The sequence below is a fragment of the Pseudomonas monteilii NBRC 103158 = DSM 14164 genome (assembly GCF_000730605.1).
Classification (GTDB): domain Bacteria; phylum Pseudomonadota; class Gammaproteobacteria; order Pseudomonadales; family Pseudomonadaceae; genus Aquipseudomonas; species Aquipseudomonas monteilii.
This window is the reverse complement of the sequence record NZ_BBIS01000045.1, coordinates 1-15,827: the sequence shown is the minus strand read 5'-3', so window position 1 is coordinate 15,827 and position 15,827 is coordinate 1. Positions and strand designations below refer to the sequence as shown.

Here is a 15,827-nt window from a genome sequence, read left to right as displayed (position 1 = left end):
ACGTATACGCCAATGTTCCTGTAGTTTCGCTTCAGGAGCAAACGGATAATCCTGCCGCTATCAATGACTTTTATGAATGAATTACCGCCACCTGACACCGTCCATGTCGCTGCTGCTGGCCTTCGAGGCCGCCGCCCGCCATGAAAGCTACACCCGCGCCGCCGCCGAACTGTCGCTGACGCAAAGCGCGGTCAGCCGCCAGGTGCAGGCGCTGGAACAGCAACTGGGCCTCACCTTGTTCCGCCGCGAAGGCCGCCAGGTACAGCTGACGGATGTGGGTCGCCTTTACCAACGCGAGCTCAGCGAGGCGCTGGGGCGCATCCGCAGTGCCACCTTGCAGGCGCTGGCGTACCAGTCGGGGGTCGGCACCTTGCGCCTGGCTACCCTGCCAACGTTCGGCTCGAAATGGCTGCTGCCAAGGCTGCATGCATTCTACAGCGCCCACCCGGGCATGCTGGTGCACATCCATTCACGTATCGAAGCCATCAACTTCGACACCAGCGAAATCGACGCCGCCATCGGTGTGGCCAGCCACGACCTGCCGGGGCTGATCTGCCATCGCCTGCATGCCGAGGAACTGGTGGTGATCCTGCCACCGGAGGCCGGGGCCGACAGCCAGGGCTGGAGCCCGGCACGGATCAGTGAAGAGGTGCTGTTGAATGTGGCCAACAACCCGCATGCCTGGGGCGAGTGGTTCTCGCACCATGGCCTGCCGCACCGGGCAATGCGCCTGGGGCCGAGCTTCGAGCTGACCTCGCACCTGATCCAGGCGGTGCGGGCCGGGATTGGTATCGGGCTGGTGCCGCGCATTCTGGTGGAAGAGGAATTGGCCAAGGGTGAGCTGCACAGCCCAGGCGTGGCGTTTGCCAGCCAGCGTAGTTATTACCTGATCTACCCGCCCAGGAATGAGGCCTTGCCGTCGTTGCGGGCATTCAGGGGCTGGTTGCTGGAGCAGATCTGATGTGTTGCCTGCACAGGCAACAAAAAACCCGAAGCCAGTCACCTGACTTCGGGTTTTTGCATACGGCCTTGAGTTGCTTACTTGGCCACGTGACCCACAGCCCCACCGGCATTCACCCGGCGGCGCGGCTTGACCATGTAGACCACAAACATCCCGAACAACCAAACCGGCATGACATACACCGAAACCTGAATACCTGGAATCATCAGCATGATGCCGAGGATCAGCACCACGAAGGCCAGCACCACGTAGTTACCGTAGGGGTACCACAGCGCCTTGAACAGCGGCTTCTGGCCGGTACGGTCCAGGTGCTGGCGGAACTTCAGGTGCGAATAGCTGATCATCGCCCAGTTGATCACCAGGGTAGCCACCACCAGCGACATCAGCAGCTCCAGGGCATTCTGCGGCATCAGGTAGTTAAGCAGTACGGCCACGAAGGTAACGGCAGCCGACACCAGGATCGAACGCACAGGCACGCCACGTTTGTCGACCTTGGCCAGCGACGCCGGGGCATCGCCCTGCTCGGCCATGCCCAGCAGCATGCGCGCATTGCAGTAGGTACCGCTGTTGTAAACCGACAGTGCGGCTGTCAGGACCACGAAGTTCAGCAAGTGGGCAGCAACGTCACTGCCCAGCAGCGAGAACACTTGCACGAACGGGCTGCTGCCATAGCTGCCACCCGAGGCATCGATGCTGGCGACCAGGTTGTCCCATGGCGTCAACGACAGCAATACCACCAAGGCGCCCACGTAGAAGATCAGGATGCGCCAGATGACCTGGTTGATCGCTTTGGGGATCACGGTCTTCGGCTTGTCGGCTTCGGCAGCGGTGAAACCGAGCATTTCCAGGCCACCGAAGGAGAACATGATGAACGCCAGGGCCATCACCAGCCCGCTGACACCATTCGGGAAGAAGCCGCCGTGGGACCACAGGTTGGCGATGGTCGCATCCGGCCCGCCGCTGCCGCTGGTGAGCAGGTAGGCACCCAGGCCAATCATGCTGACGATGGCCACGACCTTGATGATGGCGAACCAGAATTCGGCTTCACCGAAGAACTTCACGTTCATCAGGTTGATGGCGTTGATCAACACGAAGAACGCCGCCGCAGTGACCCAGGTCGGGATCTCCGGCCACCAGTAGTGGACATACTTGCCAACCGCCGAAAGCTCCGACATGCCCACCAGGATGTACAGCACCCAGCAGTTCCAACCCGACAGGAAGCCGGCGAAGCCGCCCCAGTAGGTGTGTGCAAAGTGGCTGAACGAGCCGGCCACCGGCTCTTCGACAATCATCTCGCCAAGCTGGCGCATGATCATGAAGGCGATGAAGCCGCAGATGGCGTAGCCAAGGATCATCGACGGGCCGGCGGATTTCATCACGCCTGCCGAGCCGAGGAACAGGCCGGTACCAATTGCACCACCCAGGGCGATCAACTGGATATGGCGGTTCTTCAGGCCCCGCTTGAGCTCGCCTGAATGCATGTTTTGTCCACTCATGAACGAAGTCACCTGCATTGTTTTTATCTGTGACGGAATCGGACCCACCGCGCTCGTGGCGCAGCGGAATGGGCAAGGTGGTTACCTTGGGTTTCTTGACCTCAGGTGCCGCCGAAGCGGGTCAACCCGGCGTGATCAAGAGTGCGCGGTACGCAAAAGGGTCACAGGTAAAACGCGGCGCACTGTATACCCCTGCAAGCGCGCAGGCGTCAACGCGTTGCGCTCTTCCATCCGGAAATAACGCAGCGATCCTGTGGTATGGGCCTTCAAAGGCGGAGTGATCGGCGTACATGGCGCCTCCATTTGTTGTTTTGTCAGCCAGGCTCTGTGGACGGGCTCTTGCACACGGCAATGGCGGCTATAACACCGTGGGGACGGGGGTTTGGGCAAGGCAGGGCAAGGTGGAGGTAGCGGGTTTGGCACATCGGTGTCGGCAAGGTTTGTTTACACGATTGGGTTAAATCTGGAATCAGGGCTGAAACCGGCCACATTTGTATAAATTTCTTTACAAGCCGGTTCAAGAACTTGCCAGTCGTCAGAAAAATTCTTTTTGTTCAATATCTTGCCGTGCCCGCAATACATCGCAGGCATAAAAAAACCAGCCCGAAGGCTGGTTTCTCATCACCACGCAGGCCGATCAGCCACGCGGTTTACCGCGACCACGGCCTGCCGGCTTGTCACCTTCAGGCTTGGCCGGACGCTTGCGCATTTCGCTCGGGCGCTCGGCCACCGTGCTGCCGCGGGTGTTTTTACGCGGAGCCTCTTCACGCGGCTGACGCGCCGGGCGTTCACCGGTAGCGGCACCTTCGTGGGCCGGGCGCAGGTTGCGCACGCGCTCGCCACGGCCCAGCGGGCGGGTCGACTTGCGCTGCAGGCGCTCCATCTTGTCCTTGGCCTTGAGCTTCATGGCGGGCAGCGCAACCGGCTGCAGGCCCACTTCGGCGGCCAGGATGTCGATTTCGCCCTGGGTCATTTCACGCCAGCGGCCCATCGGCAGGTCGGAATTGAGGAACACCGGGCCGAAACGCACGCGCTTCAGGCGGCTGACCACCATGCCCTGGGATTCCCACAGGCGACGCACCTCACGGTTACGGCCTTCCATCACCACACAGTGGTACCAGTGGTTGAAGCCTTCACCACCCGGTGCCTTCTGGATGTCGGTGAACTTGGCCGGGCCGTCTTCCAGCATCACACCGGCTTTCAGGCGCTCGATCATCTCGTCATCGACTTCACCGCGCACACGCACCGCATACTCACGGTCCATCTCGTAGGACGGGTGCATCAGACGGTTGGCCAGTTCACCGTCGGTGGTGAACAGCAGCAGGCCAGTGGTGTTGATGTCGAGGCGGCCGATGTTGATCCAGCGGCCTTCTTTTGGCCGTGGCAGGCGGTCGAACACGGTGGGGCGGCCTTCCGGGTCGTCACGGGTGCAGATTTCGCCATCGGGCTTGTTGTACATGATCACCCGGCGAGTGGCCTCGGCGGCCTCCTCACGCTTGATCAGCTTGCCGTCTACGGCAATGGCGTCGTGCAGGTCGACGCGCTGGCCAAGGGTGGCCTCGACGCCGTTCACCTTGATGCGGCCCTGGCTGATCCAGGCTTCGACGTCACGGCGCGAACCCACGCCAATGCGTGCCAGCACTTTTTGCAGCTTTTCGCCGGATGGCGGGGTGATTTCGGTATCTTGCAGGTCTTGCTCACTCATCTGGGCACCTCCCGGTGTAGGAATGAAAACAGGTTTTTTGGCGACGAGTGCGCCAAAAGGCCGCGCATCATACGCGGTTCCGGGGAGGAACGCACTGGAGGGTAGAGGGTTTTGTGGGCTTTGGCTGGGGTTTCTGCCTAACGGTGGTGTATGGGCAACAGCAGATCAGGGCTGTAACTTGCCCTCTTCTTCCACCGAAGCCTCTGGTTCTTCCTCGCGCAAATCATCAAAGTCGGTCTTCAACCCTTCCTCCATGGCATCCAGCTCCACCAGCAAGCTACGGAAGCTGGTTTCCTCCTTCGGCTCAACACCCTCTTCTTCCTCCCCAAGGCTGGCATCTGCCAACGCCTGCAGGTGCGCCGGCACTGGCGCATCGTCCGGGTCGAGCACCGGCTCCGGCTCCATCTCGCGCAGCTCGGCCAAGGCCGGCAGCTCATCCAGGCTCTTGAGGTTGAAGTGGTCAAGAAACGCCTTGGTGGTGGCAAACATCGCCGGCCGCCCCGGCACTTCGCGGTAGCCGACCACGCGAATCCACTCGCGCTCCATCATGGTCTTGATGATGTTGCTGTTCACCGCCACGCCCCGCACGTCCTCGATCTCGCCACGGGTGATGGGCTGGCGGTAGGCAATCAGCGCCAGGGTTTCGAGCAGCGCACGTGAATAGCGTTGCGGGCGCTCTTCCCACAGGCGCCCGACCCAGGGCGCATAGTCCTCGCGGATTTGCAGGCGGTAGCCGCTGGCCACTTCCTTGAGCTCGAACGCTCGGCCATTGCACGACTTGCCCAGCACGTCCAGGGCCTGCTTGAACACCTTGGGTTCTGGGCGCTCGGCCTCTTCGAACAGCTCGTACAGGCGCTCCAGAGACTGCGGTTTGCCCGACGCCAGCAAGAAAGCTTCGATCAGCGACGCCAGGTCGCGGGGGTCATTCAGGTTCATCAGGTTCTTCAACAAGCGCCGGGCGGAGCCGCACGTGAATGGCGGCGAAAGGTTCATTCTGCACCAGTTCGATCAGCGATTCCTTCACCAGCTCGAGAATCGCCATGAAGGTGACCACCACGCCCAGCTTGCCCTCTTCGGCGGCAAACAACTCGACGAACGGCACGAAAGCACCGCCCTTTAGGCGCTCCAGCACCTGGCTCATGCGCTCGCGGGTAGACAGCGTTTCACGGGTGATCTGGTGGCTTTCGAACAGGTCGTTGCGGCGCATCACCTCGGCCATGGACACCAGCAACTCTTCCAGGCTGACTTGCGGCAACAGCTTGCGCACCTTGGCCTGCGGCGCCTCCAGGCGTGGCACCACCACATCGCGGCCTACCCGTGGCAATTCATCGATGCCTTCGGCGGCGGCCTTGAAACGCTCGTACTCCTGCAGGCGGCGGATCAGTTCGGCGCGTGGGTCGCCCTCCTCTTCCTCGACATCGGCCGAACGCGGCAGCAGCATGCGCGACTTGATCTCGGCGAGCATGGCGGCCATCACCAGGTACTCGGCGGCCAGTTCAAGGCGCACGCTTTTCATCAGCTCCACGTAGCCCATGTACTGGCGGGTGATTTCCGCCACCGGGATGTCGAGAATGTCGATGTTCTGCTTGCGGATCAGGTACAGCAGCAGGTCCAACGGGCCTTCAAAGGCCTCGAGGATGACTTCCAGCGCGTCCGGAGGGATGTACAGGTCCAGCGGCAGCTCGGTCAGGGCTTCGCCGTAGACCAGGGCCAACTGCAACTGCCGAGGCGCTTCGGCCTGTTCGGCCGGTGCCTCGGGCGTTTCCACCTGGCTCACGCGCTGACCAGGAACGGCGTGGGGTCGCCGCAGCCTTCGCGGATCAGCGCAGGCTCATCGCCTGTGAGGTCAATGATGGTCGACGCCTTGAGGTCGCCATAACCGCCATCGATGATCAGGTCGACATGGTGCTCCAGGCTCTGCCGGATCTCGTAGGGGTCGGTCATCGGCTCTGTCTCGGGCGGCAAGATCAGGCTCACGCTCATCAACGGCTCGCCCAGCTCTGCTAGCAGAGCCAGCACGATCGGGTTGGATGGCACGCGCAATCCAATGGTCCGCCGCTTCTCGTGCATCAGCAGCCGCGGTACTTCGCGGGTGGCATTGAGAATGAAGGTGTAAGGCCCGGGAACGTGCGCCTTGAGCAGGCGGAACGTAGAAGTATCGATCTTGGCAAACAGCCCCATTTGCGACAGGTCGCAGCACAACAGGGTGAAGTTGTGTTGCTTGTCCAGCTTGCGCAAGGTGCGCACACGCTCAATTGCGCCCTTGTCACCCATCTGGCAACCCAGCGCATAGGCCGAGTCGGTCGGATACACCACCACGCCACCCTTGCGGATGATCTCAACGGCCTGTTTTATCAGGCGCGCCTGCGGGTTCTCCGGATGAATCTGGAAAAATTGGCTCACGTAGTCGTCCTGTTCATAGCGCCAAAGGCTGTTCATGGCTGAATCGACGCCACAGAGGTGGCAAGTCCTCGGGCAAAGGCCGATAGGCACCGATCTCGCCCCAGGTGCCGGGGCCGTGGAAGTCACTGCCAGCGCTTGCCAGCAGGCCGAACTCACGGGTAAGGATGGACAGGGTGCCCACCTGCTCGGCCGGCATCATTCCGTTGACCACCTCAAGTGCCTGCCCGCCTGCCTGAATATAGTCGGCAATCAGCCGTCTGCGCTTGCTGCGGGTCAGATCGTAATGCATGGGGTGCGCCAGGCTCACCCACGCTTTGGACTGGCGCAGGGTGGCGACAGTTTCGTCCAGGGTCGGCCAGTGCTGCTTGACGTCGCCCAGCTTGCCGGCGCCCAGCCACTTGCGAAACGCTTCGCCACGGTCCTTGACGTGCCCGGCGCGCACCAGGTACTCGGCAAAATGCGGGCGCGCCGGGGCGTTGCCGCTGTCGCCCAGCTCGTGCTGCACGGCACGGGCGCCTTCGAGGGTGCCAGGCATGCCCTTGGCGGCCAGCCGTTTGTCGATTTCTTCGGCGCGCAGCCAGCGGCCACGGTGCAACGCTTCGATTGCCGCCAGCAAAGGCGGCGCGTCGAGCGGGAAGTCATAGCCCAGCACATGGATGGTCGCACCACCCCAGGTGCACGACAGCTCGACGCCGCTCACCCAGCGCATGCCCCGCTCGGTGCAGGCCTGGCGTGCTTCGGGCAGGCCTTCGATGGTGTCATGGTCGGTCAGTGCCAGCGTTTGCACCCCGTGCTCATGGGCCCGGGCAACCAGTACCGAGGGCGACAGGGCGCCGTCGGAGGCCGTGCTGTGACAGTGCAGATCAACATTCATGGAGGAGCGCTTTCGCTGGAATCGATGTTTGTTATTATGCCGTCACATCCCGATTCTGGCTGCCATTGTGAAACAATTCATCGATTTCATCCCGCTGCTGCTGTTCTTCATCGTCTACAAGCTGGACCCGCGCCCCCTGGAAGTCGCCGGCCACAGCTTCGAATTCGGCGGCATCTACAGCGCCACGGCTATGCTGATCATCAGCTCGCTGGTGGTGTATGGCGCGCTGTTCCTGCGCCAGCGCAAGCTTGAAAAGGGCCAGTGGCTGACCCTGGTGGCCTGCCTGGTGTTCGGCGGCCTGACCCTGACGTTCCACAGCGAAACCTTCCTGAAGTGGAAGGCGCCGGTGGTGAACTGGCTGTTCGCCCTGGGCTTTGCCGGCAGCCACTTCATCGGTGACCGGGTGCTTATCAAGCGCATCATGGGCCACGCGCTGACCTTGCCCGATGCCATCTGGGCGCGCCTGAACGTGGCGTGGATTGCCTTCTTCCTGTTCTGCGGCGCGGCCAACCTGTTCGTCGCCTTCACCTTCCAGGACTTCTGGGTGGACTTCAAGGTGTTCGGCAGCCTGGGCATGACCGTGATCTTCCTGGTGGCGCAAGGCGTGTACCTGTCGCGCCACCTGCACGACGACCCTTCTACCTCCAAACCCAAGGATTGACATGCTCTACGCCATCATCGCCAGCGACGTCGCAAACTCCCTGGAAAAACGCCTGGCTGCCCGCCCGGCGCATATCGAACGCCTGCAGCAGCTCAAAGCCGAAGGCCGCGTGGTGCTGGCCGGCCCGCACCCGGCCATCGACAGCAACGACCCGGGCGAAGCGGGTTTCAGCGGTAGCCTGATCGTTGCCGAGTTCGAGTCCCTGGCTGCGGCGCAGGCTTGGGCAGATGCCGATCCTTACATTGCTGCGGGCGTTTACGACAAAGTCGTGGTCAAGCCATTCAAGCAAGTACTGCCGTGATCCAAGACCGTGTCGCCTGCTTCGCGGTCTCGCCCGCGAAGCAGGCGACGCGGTAGAGGCAGTTACACAGTTGCCATCAGTCTGCGGTATCTTTGCCACTGGCGGGCCGAATAGCCGCCGTCAATGGTTGAAATGAGTGAGTCATGAGCGAGCTGTTACTGATTGATGATGACCAGGAGCTGTGCGAGCTGCTCAGCAGCTGGCTGACCCAGGAAGGGTTCACCGTACGTGCCTGCCACGATGGCCAGAGCGCACGCCAGGCCCTGGCCGAACACGCCCCGGCGGCCGTGGTGCTGGATGTCATGCTGCCCGACGGCAGCGGCCTGGAACTGCTCAAGCAGTTGCGCAGCGAACATACCGAACTGCCGGTATTGATGCTCTCCGCCCGTGGCGAGCCGCTGGACCGCATCCTTGGCCTCGAACTGGGTGCCGACGACTACCTGGCCAAACCCTGCGACCCACGTGAACTCACCGCCCGCCTGCGCGCCGTACTGCGCCGCAGCCACCCCACCGCCACCACCAGCCAGGTGGAGCTGGGCGACCTGGTGTACAGCCCTGCCCGTGGCGTGGCCAGTATCGATGGCCGCGAAATGACCCTGACCCTGTCCGAAAGCCGCATTCTCGAAGCGCTGCTGCGCCAGCCCGGCGAGCCGCTGGACAAGCAGGAACTGGCGCAGATCGGCCTGGGCCGCAAGCTGACCCTGTACGACCGCAGCCTGGACATGCATGTCAGCAACCTGCGCAAGAAGATTGGCCCCCACGCCGATGGCCGGCCACGCATCGTGGCGTTGCGCAGCCGTGGCTATTACTACTGCCTCTGAGCATCTTTACCGAGCCTTTACCATCTCCTGACTGCGCTTGACGGTGATCTCCCTAGACTGTGCTCATCCGGTAACCACCGGCCTATGAAAGGAGAGACACCATGCGCAAGACCCTTATCGCCCTGATGTTCGCCGCCGCCCTGCCGACCGTGGCCATGGCCATGCCTGACGGCGGCCCACGTCACGACGGCCCGCATCATCGCGGTGATGCGCCTTTCCATCAGCTGGACCTGAGCCGCGAGCAGCGCCAGCAGATCGGCAAGCTGATGGGCGAGCAGATGCAACAGCGCCGCGACATCACCGAGCGCTACCTGTCCAAGCTGCCGGCCGCCGACCAGAAAGCCATGAAGGACGAGCTGAAAGCCAGCCGCGACAAGACCGACAGCGCCGTGCGCAACCTGCTCAAGCCTGAGCAGCAAAAGCAGTTCGACGAACTGCAAAAGGAACGCGCCGCCAAGAAAGCCGAGTGGCAGGAGTTCCAGGCCTGGAAAGCTGAAAAAGGCACCAAGGCTCAGTAAGCTGTCTGCCCAATGCCCGGCCCGCATCACTGCGGGCCGGGCTTTTCCCGTTTAGGAGGTGCACTTGCGTTCACTGTTCTGGCGCATCCTGGCCAGTTTCTGGCTGGCCATTACCCTGGTCGCAGGCCTGTCGATCCTGTTGGGCCACATGCTCAACCAGGACGCCTGGATCCTCAGCCGTCACCCGGGCCTGAATACCTTGGCCAGCAAGTGGGCCAAGCATTACGAGCAAGAAGGCCTGGATTCGGCACAGCACTTCCTGGAACGGCGTAAAGACCGCTACAAGATCGACGTGCAAGTGCTCGACGACAGTGGCGAAGCCGTGGTGCCCGGTACCTTCCCGCGCCGTGCAGCGGCCTTCGAAGCGCGCCAGCACAATGACCAGCGGCGCCTGCCGTGGCGCAGGCTGACCGAGGAATACACCAGCCCCGACACCGGCGAAACCTACCTGCTGATCTACCGCATTCCCCACCCGGCACTGGATGCCTGGCACCGCGAAAGCCTGATGTGGCCGCTCAGTGCTCTGGGCATCGCCCTGGTTGTGCTGACGTTGTTCAGCCTGCTGGTGACCCTGTCCATTACCCGCCCGCTCAGCCGCCTGCGCAGCGCGGTGCATGACCTGGGGCAGACCACCTACCAGCAGAACAGCCTGGCGCGGCTGGCAGCGCGGCGCGACGAGTTCGGTGTGCTGGCCAAGGACTTCAACAAGATGGGCGCGCGCCTGCAAAGCACCATCGGCAGCCAGCGCCAGTTGCTGCGCGATGTGTCCCACGAGTTGCGTTCCCCATTGGCCCGACTGCGTATTGCCCTGGCGCTGGCCGAGCGCGCCGGGCCCGAGCAGCGGGAAACCCTGTGGCCACGCCTGACCCGCGAGTGCGACCGCCTGGAAGACCTGATCAGCGAAATTCTGGCCCTGGCCCGGGTGGATGCCGAGCAGGCCCATGCCGAACCGGTCGACCTCAACGCCCTGCTGGGCAGCGTGCGCAAGGATGCCCTGCTCAGCGCGCCCGACCAGGATGTGCGCCTCGAGGCGCAGCCTGGGTTGACCTTGCAAGGTTGGCCGACGCTGATCGAGCGGGCCGTGGACAACCTGCTGCGCAATGCCTTGCGCTTCAATCCGGTCGGGCAGCCGGTAGAAGTGAGTGCAGTGCGTGAGCAGGACCGCATAGTGATAAGCGTGCGTGACCATGGACCGGGGGCTGCAGCGGAACACCTGGCGCAGCTGGGCGAACCCTTCTTCCGCGCGCCGGGGCAGGAAGCGCCGGGGCATGGGCTGGGGCTGGCGATTGCACGCAAGGCGGCGGAGCGCCATGGCGGCAGCCTGTTGCTGGACAATCATCCACAGGGTGGATTTGTGGCCAGGCTGGAGTTGCCTGTGGCTGAGGCTGCTGGCAGTTGAGGTGATGTAAAGGCCACCGGCCTCTTCGCGGGCACGCCCGCGAAGAGGCCGGTGGCCCTGATACGACAATCAGCCCAAAACGGCGTTACTCGCCCCAGACGCTGACGAAATCAGCCGTTTCCAGAATCGGCGCCGTACGCGGCTCGGTCAGCGGCGTGCCGACATACAGGTACCCGATCAACTCCTCGTTCTCGGCCAACCCCAACCCCTTGTGCACATGGGCATCGAACGCCATGTCCCCGGTTCGCCACACCGCGCCGATACCCTGCGCATGCGCGGCAATCAGAATGCCATGCGCCGCACAGCCCGCCGCCAGGCGCTGTTCGGACTTCGGCACCTTGAAGTGATCCTGCAGCTTGGCCACCACCACAATCAGCAGCGGCGCCCGCAACGGCATGGCGCGGGCCTTGTCCAGCGCAGCCTGGCTGGCGTCGCCCCTGCTCTGCACGGCTTCGGCAAACAGCTCGCCCAGCTTCTCACGGCCCTGGCCTTCGATGGTCAGAAAGCGCCAGGGGCGCAGCTGGCCGTGGTCCGGGGCGCGCAAGGCGGCCTGGAACAGCGCCTCGCGCTGGGCAGCGTTCGGCGCCGGGTCGGTCAGGCGTGGCACGGAAACACGGTTGAGCAATGCGTCGAGAGCCTCCATCGGCTACCCTCCTGGCAGTTGAATGTGCAGCCATTCTAGCGTTTACATCACCAGACCCATAGGTAGAATGGCGCCCTTCCGAATCGAGTCAGAGCAGATCACATGGCGTTGCCGACCTTAAGGATCATTGGTTTCATCATCGGCATCTTCCTGATTACCCTCGCCGTCAGCATGGCCGTGCCCATGGCGACCCTGGTAATTTTCGAACGCACCGGTGACATGCCGTCGTTCCTTTGGTCGAGCCTGATCACCTTCATCGCCGGGCTGGCCCTGGTGGTGCAGGGGCGCCCCGAACATGTGCACCTGCGCCCACGCGACATGTACCTGCTGACGGTCAGCAGCTGGCTGGTGGTGTGCGTGTTCGCCGCCCTGCCGTTCCTGCTGACCCAGCACATCAGCTACACCGACGCCTTCTTCGAAAGCATGTCGGGCATCACCGCTACCGGCGCCACCGTGCTCAGCGGGCTCGACACCATGTCACCCGGCATTCTCATGTGGCGCTCGATGCTGCACTGGCTTGGCGGTATCGGCTTCATCGCCATGGCGGTGGCGATCCTGCCGCTGCTGCGCATCGGTGGCATGCGCCTGTTCCAGACCGAGTCGTCCGACCGCTCGGAAAAGGTCATGCCGCGCTCGCACATGGTCGCCAAGTCGATCGTGGGGGTGTACGTCGGCTTCTCGATCCTTGGCTCGCTGGCCTTCTGGTGGGCAGGCATGAGCCCGTTCGATGCGATCAACCACGCCATGTCGGCGATCTCTACCGGCGGTTTCTCCACCTCTGACCAGTCGCTGGCGAAATGGGACATCCCGGCCGTGCATTGGGTGGCGGTTGTGGTGATGATCATGGGCAGCCTGCCGTTCACCCTGTATGTGGCCACCCTGCGCGGCAACCGCAAGGCGCTGATCCGCGACCAGCAGGTGCAGGGCTTGCTGGGCATGCTGGTGGTTACCTGGATAGTGCTGGGCACCTGGTACTGGTACAGCACCAACCTGCACTGGCTCGACGCCTTGCGCCATGTGGCGCTGAACGTGACCTCGGTGGTCACTACCACCGGCTTCGCCCTGGGCGACTACAGCCTGTGGGGCAACTTCTCGCTGATGCTGTTCTTTTACCTGGGTTTCGTGGGCGGCTGCTCCGGCTCGACGGCGGGCGGTATCAAGATTTTCCGCTTCCAGGTGGCCTACATCCTACTCAAGGCCAGCCTTAACCAACTGATCCACCCGCGCGCGGTGATCAAGCAGAAATACAACGGCCACCGCCTCGATGAAGACATCGTGCGTTCGATCCTGACGTTTTCGTTCTTCTTCGCCATCACCATCTGCGTCATGGCCCTGCTGCTGTCGTTGCTGGGCGTGGACTGGATGACCGCGTTGACCGGTGCCGCCGGTACGGTTTCGGGTGTGGGCCCCGGGCTGGGCGAAGTGATCGGCCCGTCGGGCAACTACGCCACGCTGCCGGACGCAGCCAAGTGGATTCTGGCGGCCGGCATGCTGCTCGGCCGACTCGAAATCATTACGGTGCTGGTGCTGTGTATGCCGGCGTTCTGGCGTCACTGACCGCTTCGGCCTCAGCGCCCATACGGGCACGGTACTCACTCGGCGTGGCATCGAACCAGCGGCGGAATGCCCGGTAGAAGTTGCTGGGGTCGGCAAAGCCCAGCAGGTACGCGACCTCCAGCAGGGTCATGCCCGGCTGGGCCAGGTACTGCTCGGCCAATTCGCGGCGGGTGTCGTCGAGCAAGGCCTGGAAGCTGGTGCCCTCCTCCTGCAGCCGCCGCTGCAAGGTACGTTGCGACAGGTGCAGGGCCTGCGCCAGGGTCTCGCGCTTGGGCTCGCCCTGCGGCAGGATGCGGCACAGCACCTGGCGCACGCGGTGGGTAACCCGGCTTTCGGAAAAACGGGCCAGATACTCCCCGGCAAAACGGTCATGCAACACCGCCATGGCCTCGTTGGCGGTTGGCAACGGCGCCTCCATGTCGGCCCGCTCGAACACCAGTGCATCGTGCGGCGCACCAAACACCAGCGGCGAATGAAACGCCACCTTGTACGGTTCGATATTCTTCGGCTGAGGCCCCTGCACCAGCACCCGCCTCGGCTGCACCGGGCGGCCGCTGAGCCATTTGCACAGTGCCAGCGCGCAAGCCAGCGAGGCCTCGGCGCTGTGCCGCGTGGGCGGCAGGTGGTCGCCATGTACGGTCAGGATCAGGGAATAACCTTCAGGGCCAAGCACGAAGCTCAGGTCCGAGCTTTCGGCGATGATGCGCTGGTAACGCACCAGGCGCTCGAAGCCTTCGGCCAGCGTGCGGCTGGACATCAACGCATAGCCCACCACATGGAACGACGCCGGGCGTACCACACGCGCCATGTTCAAGCCGATGGCCTCATTACCCGAAAGCTCCACCGCCAGCTGCCAGAGCCGGGTCATGGAGTCCTGCGGGAAGCGGGCGTCAGGGTCGTCGAGGGCCGCGAAGTCCAGCCCCAGCTGCTTGAACATGGCCTGGCAGTCCAGCCCTTCCAGTTCGAGTGCCTTCACAATCCCTGATGCCCAGCTGGCTGACGTGGTTCTTTCGCTCATGACAGGCTTCTTTCTACCGACCGCTCCTGCGGTGAACCCCAAGGATATTCAATTGGCGCCTATTGTCACTGGTAGGCCCCGCCAATCACTCTAGACTCGAATCAGGCTCCACGCCGTGCATCTTGTCCAGAAGTATTAATCCCGGAGCACTGCCATGAACCGCACAGCGCAGTTTCGCAGTTTTGCCGAGTTCTATCCGTACTACCTGGGGGAACACAGCAACCCCACCTGCCGCCGCCTGCACTTTGTCGGCACCAGCCTGGTGATTGCCTTGCTGGCCTATACCATTGGCAGTGGCAAGTGGTTGCTGTTGTTGGCCGTGCCACTGTTCGGCTACGGCTTTGCCTGGGTCGGGCATTTCTTTTTCGAAAAGAACCGACCGGCAACCTTTACCTATCCGCTTTACAGCCTGATAGGGGATTTCGTGATGTTCAGGGATATCCTGCTGGGCAAAATCAGCCTGTAAGCAACTGGGCTGCATAGCAGCCCTCTATGCCGGTTCTCGCATCGCCGCGGCTACCTGCGCTTCCCGTGCCTGGGCATCCGCCAGGCGGTACAGCTCGATGCTGCCATCCCAATGCTCGATCAGCGCCGTGCATGACTCCACCCAATCGCCGCAATTGAGGTACTCCACCTCTCCTACCTTGCGGATTTCAGCGTGATGAATATGCCCACACACCACACCGTGAAAACCACGTCGGGTGCATTCGTGGGCAATGGCATCCTCGAAATCGCTGATAAAGTTCACCGCGCCTTTTACCTTGTGCTTGAGGTACGCCGACAGCGACCAGTAGCCATAGCCGTACCGCGCACGCCAGTGATTGAGCCAGCGGTTAAGCACCAAGGTGAACTCGTAGGCGCGGTCACCGAGGAACGCCAGCCAGCGGTGGTAACGGGTAATCACGTCGAACTGGTCGCCATGAATCACCAGCAGCCGGCGACCATCAGCGGTCAGGTGCTCGGCCTCGTCCACCAGCTGGATATTGCCCAGTATCAGCTTGGAGTAACGGCGCAGGAATTCATCATGATTGCCGGTGACATAGATCACCTCGGTACCGCGCTTGCTCATGGTCAGCAGCCGGCGGATCACGTTGGTGTGAGCTTGTGGCCAGTAGATGCCGCCGCGCAGCTTCCAGCCATCAATGATATCGCCGACCAAGTACACCCGGTCGGCCTGGTAGCCCTTGAGGAACTGCGACAGGTGTTCGGCCTGGCAGTCACGAGTGCCCAAGTGCACGTCGGAGATCCACAGGGTGCGCACACGTTGCTTGCGCGAGGGGCGGGACAGTTCGGCATGGGTCATGGGCAGGCTCCGGCGCAGTTTGCTGGAGACTGGCAGGCGTGCGTGACAGCGCCGTGGCAAAACGGTGACGAGTGATGGTGTGCAGCGAATGAGGCACAATGGCTGAATGTGGCGAGCGTTATCGCCTCGGCATGTCGAGCGCCTGCGAGATCGAGCGCCGCCCGCGC

At 62.7% G+C, this 15,827-nt stretch carries 17 protein-coding genes; 8 read left to right on the top strand and 9 right to left on the bottom strand.

Features of this window, described 5'->3' with window-relative positions; translation table 11 throughout:
• Nucleotides 1-76: 76 nt before the first annotated feature.
• The gene (locus tag PM2_RS22380; RefSeq protein ID WP_016711859.1) at nucleotides 77-961 is read left to right on the top strand and encodes a LysR substrate-binding domain-containing protein; all 885 of its coding nucleotides are present in this window, start codon (nucleotides 77-79) and stop codon (nucleotides 959-961) included.
• 77 nt (nucleotides 962-1,038) lie between these two features.
• Here the strand turns inward: PM2_RS22380 and PM2_RS22375 are convergent, their stop codons facing one another.
• The 6 genes from PM2_RS22375 to PM2_RS22350 all read right to left on the bottom strand — a co-directional run bounded on the left by PM2_RS22375 (nucleotide 1,039) and on the right by PM2_RS22350 (nucleotide 7,439).
• Nucleotides 1,039-2,457, bottom strand: coding sequence for an amino acid permease (locus PM2_RS22375; RefSeq protein WP_161775524.1), 1,419 nt, complete (start codon nucleotides 2,455-2,457; stop codon nucleotides 1,039-1,041).
• 637 nt (nucleotides 2,458-3,094) lie between these two features.
• A complete protein-coding gene (gene rluB, locus PM2_RS22370; protein WP_012273579.1) occupies nucleotides 3,095-4,162 on the bottom strand; it encodes a 23S rRNA pseudouridine(2605) synthase RluB in 1,068 nt (355 codons plus the stop codon).
• A 165-nt stretch (nucleotides 4,163-4,327) separates the two neighbouring features.
• Nucleotides 4,328-5,098: an SMC-Scp complex subunit ScpB gene (gene scpB / locus PM2_RS22365; RefSeq protein ID WP_016711861.1), complete on the bottom strand. Its 771-nt coding sequence runs from the start codon at nucleotides 5,096-5,098 to the stop codon at nucleotides 4,328-4,330.
• A complete protein-coding gene (locus PM2_RS22360) occupies nucleotides 5,085-5,939 on the bottom strand; it encodes a segregation and condensation protein A (RefSeq protein ID WP_016711862.1) in 855 nt (284 codons plus the stop codon). Before PM2_RS22360 ends, scpB begins: the two co-directional genes overlap by 14 nt.
• Nucleotides 5,936-6,565, bottom strand: coding sequence for an L-threonylcarbamoyladenylate synthase (locus tag PM2_RS22355; RefSeq protein WP_033740616.1), 630 nt, complete (start codon nucleotides 6,563-6,565; stop codon nucleotides 5,936-5,938). Before PM2_RS22355 ends, PM2_RS22360 begins: the two co-directional genes overlap by 4 nt.
• Nucleotides 6,566-6,578: 13 nt before the next feature.
• Complete coding sequence (locus PM2_RS22350; protein WP_016711864.1) at nucleotides 6,579-7,439, bottom strand: PHP domain-containing protein; 861 nt, start codon at nucleotides 7,437-7,439, stop codon at nucleotides 6,579-6,581.
• 67 nt (nucleotides 7,440-7,506) lie between these two features.
• Between PM2_RS22350 and PM2_RS22345 the strand changes: the two genes are divergently transcribed.
• The 5 genes from PM2_RS22345 to PM2_RS22325 all read left to right on the top strand — a co-directional run bounded on the left by PM2_RS22345 (nucleotide 7,507) and on the right by PM2_RS22325 (nucleotide 11,139).
• Entirely contained in the window at nucleotides 7,507-8,100 is a 594-nt protein-coding gene (locus tag PM2_RS22345) for a septation protein A (RefSeq protein ID WP_016711865.1), read from the top strand.
• 1 nt (nucleotide 8,101) lies between these two features.
• Nucleotides 8,102-8,401, top strand: coding sequence for a YciI family protein (locus PM2_RS22340; RefSeq protein ID WP_012273585.1), 300 nt, complete (start codon nucleotides 8,102-8,104; stop codon nucleotides 8,399-8,401).
• 143 nt (nucleotides 8,402-8,544) lie between these two features.
• Nucleotides 8,545-9,222: a response regulator transcription factor gene (locus tag PM2_RS22335; protein WP_016711866.1), complete on the top strand. Its 678-nt coding sequence runs from the start codon at nucleotides 8,545-8,547 to the stop codon at nucleotides 9,220-9,222.
• Nucleotides 9,223-9,323: 101 nt separating this feature from the next.
• A complete protein-coding gene (locus PM2_RS22330) occupies nucleotides 9,324-9,740 on the top strand; it encodes a Spy/CpxP family protein refolding chaperone (protein WP_016711867.1) in 417 nt (138 codons plus the stop codon).
• Between the two features lie 58 nt (nucleotides 9,741-9,798).
• Nucleotides 9,799-11,139, top strand: a complete 1,341-nt coding sequence (locus PM2_RS22325; protein WP_028699592.1) for a sensor histidine kinase — start codon at nucleotides 9,799-9,801, stop codon at nucleotides 11,137-11,139.
• Nucleotides 11,140-11,224: 85 nt separating this feature from the next.
• Here the strand turns inward: PM2_RS22325 and PM2_RS22320 are convergent, their stop codons facing one another.
• Nucleotides 11,225-11,782, bottom strand: coding sequence for an NAD(P)H nitroreductase (locus tag PM2_RS22320; protein WP_028699593.1), 558 nt, complete (start codon nucleotides 11,780-11,782; stop codon nucleotides 11,225-11,227).
• Between the two features lie 102 nt (nucleotides 11,783-11,884).
• Between PM2_RS22320 and PM2_RS22315 the strand changes: the two genes are divergently transcribed.
• The gene (locus tag PM2_RS22315) at nucleotides 11,885-13,339 is read left to right on the top strand and encodes a TrkH family potassium uptake protein (protein WP_016711870.1); all 1,455 of its coding nucleotides are present in this window, start codon (nucleotides 11,885-11,887) and stop codon (nucleotides 13,337-13,339) included.
• Here the strand turns inward: PM2_RS22315 and PM2_RS22310 are convergent.
• A complete protein-coding gene (locus tag PM2_RS22310; RefSeq protein ID WP_016711871.1) occupies nucleotides 13,296-14,357 on the bottom strand; it encodes an AraC family transcriptional regulator in 1,062 nt (353 codons plus the stop codon). The genes PM2_RS22315 and PM2_RS22310 overlap by 44 nt on opposite strands.
• Before the next feature lie 154 nt (nucleotides 14,358-14,511).
• Between PM2_RS22310 and PM2_RS22305 the strand changes: the two genes are divergently transcribed.
• Entirely contained in the window at nucleotides 14,512-14,823 is a 312-nt protein-coding gene (locus tag PM2_RS22305; RefSeq protein ID WP_016711872.1) for an Mpo1-like protein, read from the top strand.
• A 24-nt stretch (nucleotides 14,824-14,847) separates the two neighbouring features.
• Here the strand turns inward: PM2_RS22305 and PM2_RS22300 are convergent, their stop codons facing one another.
• Nucleotides 14,848-15,660, bottom strand: a complete 813-nt coding sequence (locus PM2_RS22300; RefSeq protein ID WP_016711873.1) for a UDP-2,3-diacylglucosamine diphosphatase — start codon at nucleotides 15,658-15,660, stop codon at nucleotides 14,848-14,850.
• Nucleotides 15,661-15,827 lie beyond the last annotated feature (167 nt).

Coding starts and splice junctions, on each gene's coding strand:
- PM2_RS22380 (WP_016711859.1), top strand. CDS start 77: ATGAATTACCGCCACCTGACACCGTCCATGTCGCTGCTGCTGGCCTTC.
- PM2_RS22375 (WP_161775524.1), bottom strand. CDS start 2,457: ATGAGTGGACAAAACATGCATTCAGGCGAGCTCAAGCGGGGCCTGAAG.
- rluB (WP_012273579.1), bottom strand. CDS start 4,162: ATGAGTGAGCAAGACCTGCAAGATACCGAAATCACCCCGCCATCCGGC.
- scpB (WP_016711861.1), bottom strand. CDS start 5,098: ATGAACCTGAATGACCCCCGCGACCTGGCGTCGCTGATCGAAGCTTTC.
- PM2_RS22350 (WP_016711864.1), bottom strand. CDS start 7,439: ATGAATGTTGATCTGCACTGTCACAGCACGGCCTCCGACGGCGCCCTG.
- PM2_RS22340 (WP_012273585.1), top strand. CDS start 8,102: ATGCTCTACGCCATCATCGCCAGCGACGTCGCAAACTCCCTGGAAAAA.
- PM2_RS22335 (WP_016711866.1), top strand. CDS start 8,545: ATGAGCGAGCTGTTACTGATTGATGATGACCAGGAGCTGTGCGAGCTG.
- PM2_RS22330 (WP_016711867.1), top strand. CDS start 9,324: ATGCGCAAGACCCTTATCGCCCTGATGTTCGCCGCCGCCCTGCCGACC.
- PM2_RS22320 (WP_028699593.1), bottom strand. CDS start 11,782: ATGGAGGCTCTCGACGCATTGCTCAACCGTGTTTCCGTGCCACGCCTG.
- PM2_RS22315 (WP_016711870.1), top strand. CDS start 11,885: ATGGCGTTGCCGACCTTAAGGATCATTGGTTTCATCATCGGCATCTTC.
- PM2_RS22310 (WP_016711871.1), bottom strand. CDS start 14,357: ATGAGCGAAAGAACCACGTCAGCCAGCTGGGCATCAGGGATTGTGAAG.
- PM2_RS22305 (WP_016711872.1), top strand. CDS start 14,512: ATGAACCGCACAGCGCAGTTTCGCAGTTTTGCCGAGTTCTATCCGTAC.
- PM2_RS22300 (WP_016711873.1), bottom strand. CDS start 15,660: ATGACCCATGCCGAACTGTCCCGCCCCTCGCGCAAGCAACGTGTGCGC.